The sequence below is a fragment of the Flagellimonas oceani genome, from assembly GCF_011068285.1.
Taxonomy (GTDB): Bacteria; Bacteroidota; Bacteroidia; order Flavobacteriales; family Flavobacteriaceae; genus Flagellimonas; species Flagellimonas oceani.
On sequence record NZ_CP049616.1, the window covers coordinates 662,501 to 678,193 of the forward strand.

Annotated in this window: 14 protein-coding genes (1 of these 14 running past the window's edge); 4 read left to right on the forward strand and 10 right to left on the reverse strand. The window is 41.8% G+C overall.

What is annotated here, in order from left to right; all coding sequences use genetic code 11:
- Window positions 1-42: the end of a phosphatase PAP2 family protein gene (locus tag GVT53_RS03110; RefSeq protein WP_166247370.1), read on the forward strand. It extends 645 nt beyond the left edge of the window; 42 of the gene's 687 nt are visible here — the last part of the coding sequence; its start codon lies off the left edge, out of view; its stop codon occupies window positions 40-42.
- A gap of 21 nt (window positions 43-63) precedes the next feature.
- Complete coding sequence (locus GVT53_RS03115; protein WP_166247371.1) at window positions 64-1,638, forward strand: ArnT family glycosyltransferase; 1,575 nt, start codon at window positions 64-66, stop codon at window positions 1,636-1,638.
- On the opposite strand, the gene GVT53_RS03120 is transcribed toward GVT53_RS03115, so the two are convergent.
- Window positions 1,626-2,312, reverse strand: a complete 687-nt coding sequence (locus tag GVT53_RS03120) for a ZIP family metal transporter (RefSeq protein ID WP_166247372.1) — start codon at window positions 2,310-2,312, stop codon at window positions 1,626-1,628. The two genes, GVT53_RS03115 and GVT53_RS03120, sit on opposite strands and share 13 nt — an antisense overlap.
- Before the next feature lie 56 nt (window positions 2,313-2,368).
- On the opposite strand from GVT53_RS03120, the gene GVT53_RS03125 reads away from it, so the two are divergent.
- Window positions 2,369-3,532: a THUMP domain-containing class I SAM-dependent RNA methyltransferase gene (locus GVT53_RS03125; protein ID WP_166247373.1), complete on the forward strand. Its 1,164-nt coding sequence runs from the start codon at window positions 2,369-2,371 to the stop codon at window positions 3,530-3,532.
- A gap of 142 nt (window positions 3,533-3,674) precedes the next feature.
- Here the strand turns inward: GVT53_RS03125 and GVT53_RS03130 are convergent, their stop codons facing one another.
- The 4 genes from GVT53_RS03130 to rlmD are packed head-to-tail and all read right to left on the reverse strand — an operon-like array spanning window position 3,675 to window position 6,714.
- On the reverse strand, window positions 3,675-4,016 hold the full coding sequence (locus tag GVT53_RS03130; protein ID WP_166247374.1) for a VOC family protein: 342 nt from the start codon (window positions 4,014-4,016) through the stop codon (window positions 3,675-3,677).
- Window position 4,017: 1 nt separating this feature from the next.
- The gene (locus GVT53_RS03135; RefSeq protein WP_166247375.1) at window positions 4,018-4,773 is read right to left on the reverse strand and encodes a DUF6048 family protein; all 756 of its coding nucleotides are present in this window, start codon (window positions 4,771-4,773) and stop codon (window positions 4,018-4,020) included.
- Window positions 4,754-5,272 (reverse strand): DUF6452 family protein, encoded by a 519-nt coding sequence (locus GVT53_RS03140; protein WP_166247376.1) that lies wholly within the window; start codon window positions 5,270-5,272, stop codon window positions 4,754-4,756. Before GVT53_RS03140 ends, GVT53_RS03135 begins: the two co-directional genes overlap by 20 nt.
- A 29-nt stretch (window positions 5,273-5,301) precedes the next feature.
- A complete protein-coding gene (rlmD, locus tag GVT53_RS03145) occupies window positions 5,302-6,714 on the reverse strand; it encodes a 23S rRNA (uracil(1939)-C(5))-methyltransferase RlmD (RefSeq protein ID WP_166247377.1) in 1,413 nt (470 codons plus the stop codon).
- Between the two features lie 235 nt (window positions 6,715-6,949).
- Here rlmD and rocD point away from each other — a divergent pair, with 235 nt between their 5' ends.
- Window positions 6,950-8,194 (forward strand): ornithine--oxo-acid transaminase, encoded by a 1,245-nt coding sequence (gene rocD, locus GVT53_RS03150; protein ID WP_166247378.1) that lies wholly within the window; start codon window positions 6,950-6,952, stop codon window positions 8,192-8,194.
- Window positions 8,195-8,238: 44 nt separating this feature from the next.
- Here rocD and GVT53_RS03155 read toward each other — a convergent pair whose 3' ends face one another.
- From GVT53_RS03155 to GVT53_RS03175, 5 genes are all read right to left on the reverse strand, one after another.
- A complete protein-coding gene (locus tag GVT53_RS03155) occupies window positions 8,239-9,318 on the reverse strand; it encodes a trypsin-like peptidase domain-containing protein (RefSeq protein ID WP_166247379.1) in 1,080 nt (359 codons plus the stop codon).
- A gap of 15 nt (window positions 9,319-9,333) precedes the next feature.
- Window positions 9,334-10,509 carry a YbjN domain-containing protein gene (locus GVT53_RS03160; RefSeq protein ID WP_166247380.1) on the reverse strand — a complete coding sequence of 392 codons (1,176 nt, stop codon included), beginning with the start codon at window positions 10,507-10,509 and terminating at the stop codon, window positions 9,334-9,336.
- 168 nt (window positions 10,510-10,677) lie between these two features.
- On the reverse strand, window positions 10,678-11,727 hold the full coding sequence (locus GVT53_RS03165) for a S66 peptidase family protein (RefSeq protein ID WP_166247381.1): 1,050 nt from the start codon (window positions 11,725-11,727) through the stop codon (window positions 10,678-10,680).
- Between the two features lie 61 nt (window positions 11,728-11,788).
- On the reverse strand, window positions 11,789-13,108 hold the full coding sequence (locus GVT53_RS03170) for a carboxypeptidase-like regulatory domain-containing protein (RefSeq protein WP_166247382.1): 1,320 nt from the start codon (window positions 13,106-13,108) through the stop codon (window positions 11,789-11,791).
- A 112-nt stretch (window positions 13,109-13,220) separates the two neighbouring features.
- A complete protein-coding gene (locus tag GVT53_RS03175) occupies window positions 13,221-15,671 on the reverse strand; it encodes a M14 family metallopeptidase (RefSeq protein ID WP_166247383.1) in 2,451 nt (816 codons plus the stop codon).
- Window positions 15,672-15,693 lie beyond the last annotated feature (22 nt).

Sequence of the window (15,693 nt, forward strand, 5' to 3'; positions counted from 1 at the left end):
CGGACAACCCAAAACGCATTAAAACAACTTTTTAATGAATAATTTGAGACAATTGTATTCCCAATGAAGTTTTGGCAGAAATATGATGGTTGGATTATTTTCCTTTTAGGAGTATTGATCTGTACATCCTTTATTGGTCTGTACCCCATCTATATTTTGGATGAAGCCAGAAACGCCGAAGCTGCACGCGAAATGTTGGAAACAGGAAATTTTATAGTTCCTTTTTTTAACGGCCAGATCAGAACAGATAAACCGCCGCTCCATTATTATTTTATGATTTTTGGCTATAAACTATTCGGGGTAAATGCATTCGGAGCCCGATTTTTTTCTGGAGTTTTTGGAGCCTTAACCATTTTTACGACTTACTGGCATTTAAAAGAGCACCAAAACAGGACGTTGGCCCTAATTGTTGCCATGGTGTTGCTGTCGGCATTATTTTTTGTACAGGAATTTCATCTGGCGGTACCCGACCCTTATCTGATATTTTTTATAACGCTGTCACTGTTTTCGTTTTACAGTTATTATAGGACAAAACAAAGGAGTTGGTTATTGGTATTTTATGGGGCAATCGCCTTGGGGGTTTTGACCAAAGGGCCTATTGCATTAGTATTGCCGGGACTTATCGTCCCTATATTTTTAATTTTCAGAAATGAATTCAATATTGGTACTATCCTTGGGCTTCGACCATTTTTGGGAATATTGTTGATTCTTTTAATAGCGGGACCGTGGTATGTTTTGGTACATCAGCACACCAATGGGGAATGGACCCGCGGTTTTTTCATTGATCACAATTTGTCCAGGTTCGGTTCCGAAAAGGAGGGCCATGGAGGTTTGTTTATCCTAACCCCTTTGTATGTAATTCTAGGGTTGCTTCCGTTCTCCGTGTTTATTGTTCAGGGATTTGTAGCCGCTTGGAAGGCTAGAAAAGAGAACGATTTTATATTGTTTTCTTTTGTTGTCTCTGCAATTACCATCATATTTTTTAGCATTTCCAGTACCAAACTTCCCAACTATCCTATGCCATCCTATTCTTTTGTGGGCATTTTGATAGGTTTTTATATATACAAGATGTTTTTATTGGGAAAAAAGGCAAAATCAATGACGGTCAGCCTCATTTTTTTATTGGTGATCGGTATCGTACTTCCTATTGGTGGATGGATTGGATTGACTATTGAAAAACAATTGACGGTTCAGAGACACGTAAGTCTATTTCTTTTATTTGCCCCGGCATCAGCGATTCTCGGGTTTTATTTTTATCATACGGATAGACTTAAAACTGCTTTTATGAGTATAGCTTGTGGGTGGATTTTACTGGCATTTTCCCTATTTGGGATTATTTACCCTGTCCTTACTTCGCAGAGTCCGGTCTCCATGGTAATGAACACGGTTCCAACAGATGCACAATTTGTAGCATTTAAAAGGTTTGATAGTGCATTCCCCATAAATTTAGAACGGACACTACCTGTTTTTGATAATATACAGGAGCTTCAGCGGCATATTCAAGCCCACCCCGAGACCTACATCATAACAAATACTAGGGAACAAAAAGATATTGAGGCATTAGAAGGTGTATTTCATCTCATCTTAAGGCAAAAAGCTTTGTTTGAAAATCATGAGACTCGGGTTTATACCAAATAGGCGCTCCCAATTCCCAGAACGATTACCATTAATTTTCGAAGGTTAAAGGCGTGTCCCTGCGAACTTTCAAACAAAATAATGGTGGATATGTGAAAAAATACCCCAATGGCCAATGCGGTGAGCAAATCGCCGTAATCCGCCACCCAGGTCGATGTGGAAAGATAACTTCCCAATGGTGTCATCAAGGAAAAAGCGCCAATGAACAAAAGGGTAGTGGACATCTTCATTTTGGAGTTGATCAAAAAGATGCTCAGGATAATGGCTATCGGAATCTTGTGAATAATAATACCGTAGAGGATGGAATCGTTCCCATGTATTGGAACACCTTCGACCAGTGCGTGTATGGAGAGACTGGCAAACAACAATACAGGGAATTTGTTTTCCTGTAAATGAATATGCATGTGCCCATGTTCGGCCCCCTTTGAAAAAAACTCAAGGAAAACCTGCAAAAATATTCCTCCCAGAATATAAAGAGCGATAATTTTAGGATTGTTCCCACTATAAACACTGGGCAATAAATGATAAAAAGTGAGCGACAATAAAAATGCCCCGCTAAAAGCAAGTAAGAGCTTTATATTGTCCGTGTTCTCCGGCTTGGTAAACCAAACAAACCCAAAACCTGCCCAAACAGCCAAAATGGGGACGATATAGATGATAGCGGAAGGAAAATCCATAGTGGGAATTAAAGGAGCAAAAATAGTCTATTTTTGCCGAAAGAAATTACAAGAACATGGAGGGAAATTTTAAGATGATGGCCAAGACCCTGTACGGATTCGAACCAATTTTGGCAAAAGAGCTTCGTAATTTGGGTGCCGGCTATGTGGAAGAAGGTGTTCGGAATGTGTCCTTTGAGGGCGATACAGGTTTTATGTACAAGGCAAACTTGTGCCTTAGGACAGCTTTAAAAGTTTTTAAACCAATCAATACGTTTCGGGTATTTAATGAAAAAGACCTTTACCGGCATATTTACGATATGGATTGGCCAAGTATTTTTGATGTTGACAAAACTTTTGCCATTGACAGTATTGCCAATACCAAGGTTTTTGATAATACCATGTTTGTTTCCCTAAAGGCCAAAGATGCCATTGTGGACAAGTTTAGGGAGGTAGTGCGGGATCGCCCGAATGTAAAGACGCAAGACCCGGATATCCGGATCAATATCCATATTTATAACAATACCTGCACCGTATCTTTGGACAGTTCGGGAAATTCTCTTCATCAGCGGGGATACCGTATTTTAACGAATATAGCCCCGATCAACGAGGTTTTGGCCGCAGGTTTGTTGCTTAAAACCGGATGGGATGGACAATCCAATTTTTTTGATCCCATGTGCGGAAGCGGAACCTTTCTCATAGAAGCAGCGATGATTGCCTGCAATATTCCGGCGAACATTAATAGGGAGTCCTATGCATTTATGAATTGGAAGGATTACGATGCCGACCTTTACCAGAAAATTGTAGAAGCGAGCTTAAAAAAGGTCCGCGAGTTCCACCATAAGATCATTGGCTACGATAAGGCACCTTCCGCTGTGAGGAAAGCCCAAGAAAATGTGGACCATGCCAACCTATCCGATTACATTACAATTGAGCGCAAAGACTTTTTTAGGGTGGATAAGCCCCTCGAAGGGAAGCTGCATATGTTGTTCAACCCGCCATATGGGGAACGATTGCCTATTGATATGGAAATTTTTTATGGTAAAATCGGGGATACGTTTAAACAGATTTATCCGGGTACCGACGCTTGGCTCATCACATCCAATTTGGAGGCCCTAAAGCATATTGGCCTAAAAACATCAAAAAAAATAAAGACTTTTAATGGTAAGCTCGAGGCCCGATTGGTGAAGTATGATATTTATGAGGGGAGCAAAAAAGCCAAGTATAGCGAGGATAATTAGTTGTGCATGCAACAAAAAAAGCTTGTTTTTGCAAAAAATACATTTGGCATAATGCAAAAGAATTGTTTAGATTTGAAGATGTGTTTAAAACACGACTAACTAACTCAACCAAATTTTGTGAAAGGAGTCCAAGTGGCTCCTTTTACTTTTCTGACCAAATGGCAAGCTCGTTGCCGGATGGGTCGGTAAAATGAAACCTCTTTCCTCCTGGAAATCCAAAAATTTCTTTGGTGATTATTCCCCCGGCTTTGATTACTTTTTCGAGAATTTCTTCCAAATTGTCGTGATATAGTACAACAAGTGCTCCATTCACGATCGGGGCAGTGGTCAGTTCAAAACCACCTGCAACCCCACTTTCGGAAAATGCGGTATAGTTTGGGCCATAATCGGTAAAGGCCCAACCAAATATGCTGGAGTAAAATACTTTGGTGCTTTTTATATCGGTGGACTTGAACTCGATATAATCGATTGGGGTGGTTTTCATGCTACTGATCGTTTTCTTCCTTTTTCTTTTTGTCCTTTTTGTAAAGAGGGATAAAATAGCTGATGGAGTAGTTGTAGTTCACTCCAAAATTGCTTCCGTCCGTTACCTTGTTGAAACCTGGAATCCATAGGTTTGGAAATTGTTCATCTTCCGAATTGGTCACGAGAAAGCCAAGCCGAGCGCTCATGCCCACAAAAATATTGGCAAACAGTTCCACTTTTGTACCCACCACAAATTCGAGCCAAGAGGCCGATAGCCCGCTAAATTCCCTATTGGGATTTTCACCCGGCAAAAACACAGGGTTAAAAAATTGATTGGTCTCATAGAGGCTATAGTTGTTAAGCGTCTGGCTAAAACTTGCCACGGCATATCGGCCTCCAATGGTAATGGCATTGTTCATACCGTACCAATTGGTGTAGGTATTCATATCCACACCGGCTTTTATATAACTTCCGGATGTTTCGTAGTCGTATAAAATGGTATTGTTTAGGCTTTCGTCCTGTTTTTTGGTCTCGTTGCCAATTTCTGCGGCCAGATACAATTTTCGGGTCAATCGATAGTCTCCCACTAATTCCAGTCCGGTATAATCCTCATCCGCAAAGGATAGCACCAATTTGCTAATGTCCGCCCCTACGCGAAGTCCATAAGAATCTTTGTAGACTACGGTATCTTTTTGCGTTAAATCTATGGGTTCGGTTTGTGCCTTTACCAAAATCGGAAGCAGTCCGATTAAAATGCTAATGAAATATTTTGACATGGATGCTATCGGTGTTTTGTACATTCGGTTGGACAACCTTGATATCTTGAATCCAGTTTTCTGCACCTGCCGTAACGGCAACGGATATGTTGTTGTAATTGGTCACAAATCCGCAGGCCCTTGATATAAAGGCTTCTCCAAGTTCATAAGAAATGGTCAATGTGTCAATGTTACCGGTTTCCAGTTCCGTTTCCTCATCATCGGCAGATTCTGAAATAATTTGATACATAGTGGTCGTGGCAGTGCTTCTTAATGGTACCTGCAAAGAATCCGGGATGTTGGACCTGTCATTAAAGGATTGGTTGGACAAAATACTGTCTATATCGATACTCCTGATGCGTATGGATTGAACGGCTTTAAAAGCCGTGGTATCTTCAATATCATAAAAACCGATGATCATGAGCGGTGTATCTCCGTCAACACATATATCGTCCTTTTCGCAAGATGACACATAAAAGAGCACCGAAGCTATTAGTAGGATGGGGATGATTTTCTTCATTAGGATAAATATGGGTTTTATGTCAAAAATTATACCCGTTTTTCCAAAAGTACAACATTTTCAACGTGATGTGTCTGCGGGAACATATCCACGGGCTGCACTTTGGTGACTTTGTATTGTTCTTTCATAAGTGCCAAATCCCTGGCTTGGGTTGCGCTGTTACAACTTACGTAAACAATTTTTGGAGGTGCCACTTGGAGCAATTGTTCTACCACCTGTTTGTGCATCCCGTCCCGCGGAGGGTCGGTAATGATTACATCGGGTTGGCCATGCGTAGCGATAAAATCATCGTTGAACACATTTTTCATGTCACCCACATAGAAATCCACATTGGAGATGTTGTTGTGCAACGCATTGGCCTTGGCATCTTCAATGGCTTCTGGAACGGATTCCACTCCGACCACTTTTTTAGCGTTTTTCGAGACAAATTGTGCAATGGTTCCCGTTCCGGTGTATAAATCGTATACGAGTTCGTCTCCCTTCAAACCTGCAAAATCCCTAGCTACCTTATAAAGTTCATACGCCTGAGCGGAGTTGGTCTGATAGAAGGATTTTGCATTGATTTTAAACTGAAGCCCCTCCATTTCTTCAAAAATATGGTCTCGACCTGCAAAGCAGATGACCTCTTGATCATAAATGGTATCGTTTCCTTTTGAATTGATGACATAGAGCAGCGCGGTTATCTCCGGAAAAGTTTCTTTTAAATGATTTAGGAGCAATTCCCTTTTTTCGGTATCCTCTTCAAAGAATTGAATAAGTACCATAATTTCCCCGGTCGATGATGTGCGTATCATCAAGGTCCGTAAAAGTCCTTCCTGTTTTCTTGGATTAAAAAAGGGAAGCCCGTTTTTGTTCGCAAAGTTTTTGGTTTCCAGTCGTATTGCGTTGGATGGGTCTTGCTGTAGGTGGCATTTTTTAATGTCCAAAATCTTGTCCCACATTCCCGGAATATGGAAGCCCAGAGCATTTCTATCCTCTATGTCCACATCCGAATTGATTTCTTTTTGAGTCAACCAGCGGCTATCTGAAAATGAGAATTCCATTTTGTTCCTATAAAAATATTGCTCTTTGGACCCGAGGATAGGAGTGGTCTCAGGCAGCTCTAGGTTGCCAATACGCTTTAGGTTGTTTTCCACCTCTTTTTGTTTAAAATAGAGTTGGTGTTCGTAGCCCATATGTTGCCATTTGCAACCGCCGCAGGTCCCAAAATGTTGACAGACGGGCTCGGTTCTTCTATCGGAAAGGGTGTGGAAATTGGTGGCAACGCCCTCAAAATAGGCTTTTCTTTTTTTGGTGGTCATTACGTCCACCACATCACCGGGCACGGCGTTGGTCAAAAAAATAACACGTCCGTCAGGGGCCTTGCCCACGGATTTTCCCTTTGCTCCGGCATCGATAACCTCTACGTTCTCGAACGTTTTTCTCCTTCTGTTTTTACGCATGCCGCAAAAGTAAGTTCTTTTTGGTATTTCACGGAACGTAGCTTCTTAAATTGCATGTAAACTTTAGGTGAAAAGCAAGGGAATCGGGTATGGAAAAATTACGTTTTCATCAATTAATTTGTAATTTGCGGGCACTCCAAGGGATGATTTCTCTCCCACGCTGCTTTTTCGAGACTTCGAAAGAATAAAGGTACAGTAGGAATGGTTATTTTATCAATTTTAATCATTTAATGAAATGGCTGTTTTAGAGCATTTAACATCGCAGCAAGCGATAGATTTGGAAAACAAGTACGGAGCGCACAACTATCACCCGTTACCCGTGGTTTTGAGCAGGGGCGAGGGCGTGTATGTGTGGGATGTGGAAGGAAAAAAATACTACGATTTTCTTTCCGCGTATTCTGCCGTGAATCAGGGACATTGTCACCCAAAAATTGTGGGGGCCATGGTGGAGCAGGCAAGAACATTGACGTTGACTTCCCGCGCATTTTACAACGATATGTTGGGCAAATATGAGAAATATGCGGCGGAAACTTTTGGTTTTGATAAGTTGTTGCCCATGAACACTGGGGCAGAAGCTGTAGAGACCGCCTTGAAAATCTGTAGAAGATGGGCCTACCAAAAGAAAGGTATCCCCGAGAACCAAGCGAAAATAATCGTATGTGAAAATAATTTTCATGGAAGGACCACCACCATTATTTCTTTTTCGAATGATGAAGTGGCTCGTGAGAATTATGGTCCGTATACCGAAGGATTTGTAAAAATCGAGTATGATAATTTGACAAGTTTGGAGAATGCACTAAAAAGTAATCCGCACGTTGCAGGGTTCTTGGTGGAACCCATTCAAGGGGAAGCGGGCGTTTATGTGCCTTCAGATGGATACTTAAAAGAGGCAAAGGCCCTTTGTGAAAAATATAATGTGCTTTTTATTGCTGATGAAGTACAAACTGGTATAGCAAGAACCGGTAAGATGCTGGCCGTTGACCATGAAAATGTAAAACCTGATATTTTAATTTTGGGCAAGGCGCTTTCAGGCGGGGTTTATCCAGTTTCCGGAGTTTTGGCCAATGATCATATTATGGAAGTAATTACGCCGGGAAGCCATGGAAGTACTTTTGGGGGCAATCCGGTAGCTGCTGCAGTAAGCACTGCCGCTTTGGAGGTTATCAAAGAAGAAAATTTGGCACAGAATGCAGAGGAATTGGGCGAACTGTTCCGCGAGGAGCTGAACAAGTTTATCCCTTCCTGCGATTTGGTAGTCAAGGTGAGGGGCAAAGGATTGTTGAATGCTATTGTGATCAACGATACAGAAGATAGTTCCACGGCGTGGGACATTTGTATGGCGCTAAAGGAGAATGGACTTCTTGCCAAACCAACACATGGAAATATTATCCGTTTTGCACCACCTTTGGTGATGAACCGGGAGCAACTGATGGATTGCGCGTCCATTATTATTAAAACCCTGGATGAATTTTCTAAGTAGAATTTGAGCATAAAAAAAGGGCGGTGATATCACCGCCCTTTTTATTAGAAATCTTCCTTAGATTCAATGGACATTTCGCAACCATATTCATCAGCAAAAAAGTTATCTAGGTCATCAGCTTTCAAGGCCAGATTCTTTAGATTTTCCTTTACGGTATCTGCATGATCCGTAAATATATCGGAAAGATGTACCCTGTACGAAATATAAATTTGGTTTTGATGAATGCCCAAATAATAGGGTGCTACGTTGGCTTCCAACAAATGTGTCAGCAATTCTTGAATATTCTGTTTGGGGAGATTGTTCATGGGTGAAGTTGCCACCAAGTAATCTCTTTTAAAAACAAAAATCCTGATTAGCGCACTTCCTTGATGGAATTCCCAAAAATCCCTGCCTGCACGTCCCAGAACCGGGTTAATGCCCAAATCTGTCAACGCACTTTCTACAAATTGAGCGAAATGACTTTTTTCAAATTCTTCCCAAATGGAGATATCCATATTGTTTCCACAATGGATACAAAACTCAGATTCTTGATCGGTATAGTTATCGCAGGAATTACATTTTACGTTGTAGGTGGTTTTGTTTTGAAGTAAGCCAAAGTCGCTCATCTCTTTTATCAAATCCACATGTTTGATTCCAAACCCCACGTTATCGGCATTATTGAATTTTGATGTGGTCACACCGACCAGTACACCAGCTTCGTTGAGCATGGGCCCACCAGAATTTCCAGGGTTGACCGCTGCATCGGTCTGGATATAACTTCTACTGCCCATAGGTTGACTTGTCGCTGATACAATCCCCTCCGTAATGGTATAGGGCATGCCGAACGGATAACCGTTTATAAAGATTCTTTGCGTGTTTGCAATTACAATTTCTTCTTGCAGCGAAATATCTGTGTTTACGTTCTTGAACCCATCAATGCTCAAAAAGGCAAGGTCAACTTCAGGGTTTACCATAACAACCTTTGCGACATGCCTATCTTTTTTATAATCTTCAACGGCGACTATTTTTTCTCCTTTGATTACGTGGTAATTGGTAATGATGTGATCATGGCCGCTTACTGTAAAACCACTTCCAGTTCCAGAAGCCGTTACTATTTTAAAAACCGATTTTCTTATGTTTTCCACTTTATTTTGTTTTGGTTAGCTGAATAATTTTGAGAAGAGGCCCCTTTTTTCTTTTTTCTTTTCACCGGTATTGCCCGCCGTACCGTTCAAAAAGGCATTGAATGTATTGAGTAAGATTGGCCTGGCATCATGCAGCTCCTTACCGGAAATTTTTTCCAAGGTATCGTATATGACATTTTGGTGACGTTCCTCCAAATTGTAATTGTATATCATTTTTAAAAAGGAATATTGCAGATAATAGCAGAGCATCAAATTGTTGTTTTCTTTTACATAAGAATTGACATATTGCTCCAAGTTCTTGGCATAGTCCTGCAAAATTTCGGTGGAACTTCGCCATTTGAGGGATATCAATGCTTCGGCATGGTATATATCCTCCATAAACTCCTCTTTGGGTTTGGTAAGGAGCTTTTGCATAAAGTTCACTCCTTTATCGATCCTATGGTTAAAATCGATTTGCCCATTGAACAGGTTGTTCACATATTCTTCCAATTTGGTTCTTAGTGTTCCATGAACACAGGGAATATTGACGATTTTTAGCAAGGAAATCACGATAATGTCCCATTGAAAATCGTTCCATCTTTTCTCTTTAAAAAGAAGGCTGTAATTGTTATAATCCTCCAAAATGTCACTGATTTGCTGCCAAACAGCTTCTTTCTCCTCTTCGGATAATGGGGTCGTTCTTGGTTCTTTGTAGAACTCAGCGTTGTATTTTTCTATGAATTCATCATCGTAATTATCGGCATAAACGCTTATTTCCCTTAACAAGTCATAAACTTTATAGGGTTGGCAAAGCTCTATAGGTGTTTCATATTCAAACCAAAGCGCATTGTTCCTTAGATGAATCTGTGCCAATGTCAAAGGATTGAAATTGATTTCTGCCACTCTTCTGAACAAAGCAATCTTATTGGTCTTTTCGGTTGTTTTTACAAAAGGGACTTTAATGGATAAGATGTCCTTGGTTATGGAAATGCGGATCTCCGCCGAACCTTGTCCTTGAGCGACCTCAATATCCTTATCGGAAGAATGGCCTTTAAGTACATTTGAATTGATGTAGTTGATGGTCTCAATCAATGCCGTTCGATGTTCTTTGGCATCGTAGGCATCAATAGCCTTGCTCCAGTAAGAAACGTCCATAAGCGGGGCGTTCTCACTTTTAATAGGTCTTGCGAACCTAGGAAGTACATGTTTCATTATATATTAGGTTAAGAAATTACAAGTCAGATTTGGGCGGGGTTGATTTGTACTTTTTGGTGAGGTTGTATTATAATACAAAGGCTAATATCGTCTTTTTTTTGAAAAAACCGACAGTTGGAAAAATTATTTTGAATGGTAAGATGAAGTAAATCAATTGACTAAATGTTATTGACTTACAGCGGCCTCGAGTAAACGAAGCTGTTTTTTATAGGCGTTAAAACTGGCATTTATGCCTATTGGAAGGGTTGAGTTTTGGGGAATATGTCCAAAGCTCATCCCATATACCGCAGGTATGTTCAAAGGTGAAATTCTGTCCATGATTACTTCCCTCAACGTAAAGTTTTCGGTGGTTCGTTTACGGTCGCACCCTTTGCACACCCCAAAGATGATCCCTTTGGCCTTTGGAAAACTATCCACTTCGGAAAGTTGTGTCAACATGCGGTCCATCCGATAGGGAGCTTCTTCCACATCTTCCAGAAAAACAAGTTTATCCGTAAAATCAAGTTCGTAAGGGGTGCCGATCATGGCGGTCACCAAGGTCAAACTACCTCCAATGAGCTCTCCTTGTGCAACGCCGGGGGTAATGGTGTAGCGGTAGTATTCGCTATTGCGGTATTGTTTTGGGTCCTTTAAAATGGCATTTTTAATGGGCAGGGTCTCTTGTGGCTCCATCAAAACCTTTTTAAAATAGAGTTGGCTGTACTCATCGTCCAGCGTTTTGCCCACTGGGCCATGGAATCCCACAAGACCGGTTTTTTTATAAATAGTGTTGATCAGTGCGGTAATGTCGCTGAAGCCTATCAGTGCTTTTGGGTTTTTCTCAATAGCGTCGTAGTCCAGCATGCCCAAAATCCGGGTACATCCATATCCGCCACGGGCACAGAGTATGGCATCGATATCGGGGTTGGCGAACATTTCGTTCACATCGTTTGCCCGTTCCTCGTCGGTGTTGCTAAAATAACCGTAGTTACCTTTAATACGGTCGGTGTAATGGGTCTTAAAGCCCATTTTTTGTAAAGTATCCACGGCTAGGTAGAGTTCTTCCAATTTGATGGCAAAACCCGGTGCCACAAGGCCAATAGTATCGCCCGGATTCAATTTTTTAGGTTTTACCTTGGTTTTGGCATATGACTCGTTGCCCCAACTAGTTTGATGCAAAAGGGCTGCGGCACCAAGGGCGGTGGCAGACTTTAAAAAACTTCTTCTTTTGGACATTTAAATCTGGATTAAGCAACACAAGGATAAAAATGCACAAAATTTGGAAGAAAAACATAAACTATTCGCTGTTTCTTTCGTCTCGCCTTAATTGTCGTTGGATTTTTCTTATGGCGGATTCAATGGACTTTTCGGGTTCGATAATGTTGTACTCGCCCCAAAAGTCAGGGTCGGAAAATCCCGAAGCCTCATCGCTCAGAATAATCGATTTTCGGATGCGTTGTCGATACTTTGGTCTTTCGTCCTTGCCGACGGTCTCCCAATCGGTGATGGCCATTTCAGCCGTCATGCTGTATTGTGAGTTGAACCATTTATCGGCCCAATCCACTTTGAATTCCATAAAAACACTGCTGTAGCCGTAATGCCATTTGCCATTTTTTTCGCGGTAATCTACCCGATAGGATACTTCGGTGGGCCAGACATCCACTTTGGCAGGTTTTCTACGTACAAAGAGCTGTGCGGCCTGGTCCCTGTCGGTAATGTTCAATGAAAAAATGGCGCCTGTAAGTATTTTGTTCTCAACATCAATATAAAGCTCGCCCTGGTACAATGGCTCCAAAATCCCTTCATACTGGTTGAATCTGATAACATATATCAATCTGTCGTTGGTCCTTGTGGAACGGTCGAAGGTAAACTTGTAATTGGTAAGGGATTCTTCGGAAAAGATGTACTCGGGATATTTCATCATATCCACATAAAGGGTATTGTACGGCCCTCCTTGCAGTTTCAGCGCTACGGTGTCCAACTTACTGTAGTCCGTGCTTTTTCTGGCCTTGTAGAGCTCAACGGCATCTTCCCTGACAATATTGTAGGGCGTTTTGTATACGTTCACCACTGCTTCGGCCAAGGAGACGTTCTTTCTGCGCCTTTTTATGGTTTCCCTATAAAATGCGGTCATTAGGGAGGGATCTTGAAAGTAGTTTTCGTCCCTGTTCTTTAATGTCTCCTTTACCAGTGCCAACGCATCCTTGGGCGCATTGATGTTTATTTCCGAAAGTTGTGTCACCGAAACTTCCAAAGAGATTTCGTTGTCCTCACGTGCCAAACTGGAAATGGGCACCGTTTTGGTCTTATAGCCCAAGAAGGAGACGACCAAATTTTTACCGATATGCTCTTTGGGCACCTTTAAAAGAAAATTGCCTTCGGTGTTGGTAATGGTGCTGATGTTTGTTCCTTCCACGGTAAGGGTGGCAAAGACCAAGGATTTATTGCTAGATGCCTCCTTTACCTCTCCACTGTACTCATTGTAGTCAGCAACAGTGTCATTTTGCTGAAATGCAAAGGTTTCCTTCGGGACCAACATGGCCAAGATGCAAATGATACACAGAAATGGCGTCCTAAATTGTATGGTTGAAATTAATGATGGGGTTCTCGATAACATATCAGCAATTTTTCCTTGTTACTTTTACTAAATGTACAAAAAAAAGGAGGTATGTATCAATGCTTTTTACGTTAAAAAAGCCGAACAATCCATTCAAAACCAGCTAAAAAACTTAATCCACCATAAAAAGGGCGTTGGCGAAGAACAGTTTTCCGTTTTCCCAAAAACCTCGGAACAATGGATTGTCCACCATATAGATGATTTGTCCGCGACCGTGATTTTCGACTCCGTAGACCAGGGACTCGGAAATTCTCTCTTGGGCATCGACTCCGGCGAAACCCGAAAATGGCTTGGTATTTTGCTCTAGGTACACGGCATTTCCGTTGTTCAAATATTCATAGGCACTGCTGCCCAGTTTTAAGGAGAAATAATCGGAACCGTAGCCGTAGGCCAATGGGTTGGTATTGTCTACTTTGGTTTTGAAAATAGCTCCTGTTATGGCTCCTTTGATACGTTCCCGCTCCCAATCCTTATAGGGTTGAGGCGAATTTTCCTCGCCCTCTTCTTCCTCTAACTTCTTTTTTTGGATACCAAATCCCTTTTCGCCATCAAGTGCATCGATGGAGCCGCCCATGGCAATGATCTTTCCTCCTCTTCTTACCCAATTTTTAAGTTCGGTAAGCTCGTCCTCATTAAAATAGTTGCCGTAGCGTCCATCTGGCAGTACAAGAACGTCATATTCGTTCAGGTCCACTCGGTCGGCATATTCTTCGTCTATCACGGTAAGGGGGTAGTGTAATTGTTGCTCAAAAAAGTGCCAAATTTCACCAAATCGAAGGGTAGAGGTCGGCCCGCCGGACAATACGGCAACTTTAGGTTTGGTGATCATTTGAATGGACGAAGAACCAAAATCCTTACCTGAATCCACAAATCCGGTTGTAGTGGACGTAATATTCTTATTGAATTTTGTGGCAATGTTTTGTAGCGTTCGGATAAAGTCCTCCTTGTTTTCGTTATCCCCTTTGGTAATGATCAATGTGCCTCTTTCAAAAGACTTTCCTTCAATGGTGAAGGGGTGGTCCGCTTTACGAACCCTGACTCCCTCGTTGAGCAGTGCTGCCAAAAACCGGGCATCTTCCATGCTGTTCCAATCGGTCAAATAAGCATAGCTACCACTTTCAATATTGGAGGAAGATATGTTTTCCCGTTCATTTTCGGAAGCGACGGAAGAACTTGTGGCAACCGCGTCCAAGCCGTAAGCGTAGGGCAGCGACCATGCGGTAATGTCATACGTTAATGAATCGGAAAGTTTTGCATTGGGTTCAAAAAGAACTTTTACCAATGTTCCTTTGGGCTGGTCGGTGGATACCACCATCCCATCTTTATTGATGGAAAGATTTCCATTGCTTCCGGAACCATAGCTATGGCCTTTGTACGAACCGCTTGATAGATCTCCGTAGGCAATATCGTGCTTTTCCAAAAGAGATTTGAGGGCATCCAATTTGTCCTTATCTCCTTTTAGTACATAACTTTTGTACTTAAAGTCTTTGTTTTGGTGGAACTTCCTGAATTCCTCGTTCAATTTTCCTGCATTCTGGGAGGATACCTCCACGGTGGATAGTCCAGTGGTAAAATGATGGTCAATTCTATCTGTCAGGGTTAACGTATCGCCGATTGCAGTTTTAATTCCAAGGCCAGCTTGTCCGCTGCCCCCTTGCTCATAGGTCATGCCAATGGCACCGTTATAAATAGGGTAGGTGTCGCCATAACTTGGGTACAATAGGTCAAATACTTCTTTGGTAAAATAGAACCAACCGTTGGCATCAAAATATTTGGCATGGTTTCTACCCAAAGTCACCTGAAAATCACGTTGGAAATCCGTAATCACTTCGTGGTACGGCTCCGCAGCTGGGGCAAAATAGTAAGGACTGTTTACACCTTGTTCATGGAAATCCACATGCACATGGGGCAACCATTGGTTGAACACTTTTAAGCGCTGTTGGCTTTCTATCTGTGTCAACCAGGCCCAATCTCGGTTCAAATCGAACATATAGTGGTTGCTTCTACCGCTCAACCAGCCTTCGTGGTGCTCCTTGCTGTTGGGGTCTACTTGATTTGGCGTATTTTTAAATTGATTGTACCAATTTACATAGCGATCTCGACCATCGGGATTCACACATGGGTCCATGATCACCACGGTGTTTTCCAGGTAATTGCTTTTTTGGGTCAAAAGTTCATAAATGGTCTTCATGGAGGCCTCGGTGCTCACACTTTCGTTCCCGTGAACATTATAGCTTAACCAAACTATAGCTTTGGAAGCATCTCCGGTTCCTTCTATATCTTTTAAATGATTTTGTCTTATGGTCTCCAGATTGGCCAAATTTTCTGCTGAGGATACATAGGCCAATATCAAGGGCCTACGTTCGTTGGTCTCTCCATACACGGTAAGTTTTACCTTATCTGCGGCAGTTTCTGCCAAATATTCGTAATAATCCACCACTTCGTGATGCCGGGTAAATTGTGTTCCGAGTTCGTACCCCAGAAATTCGGAAGGGGATTTTAACTGTTGTGCCGATAAGGAGATGGATACTAAAAGAATGAGGGAAAATAAAAATCTGGTCATGCTTGGTTTAATTGGTTCAATC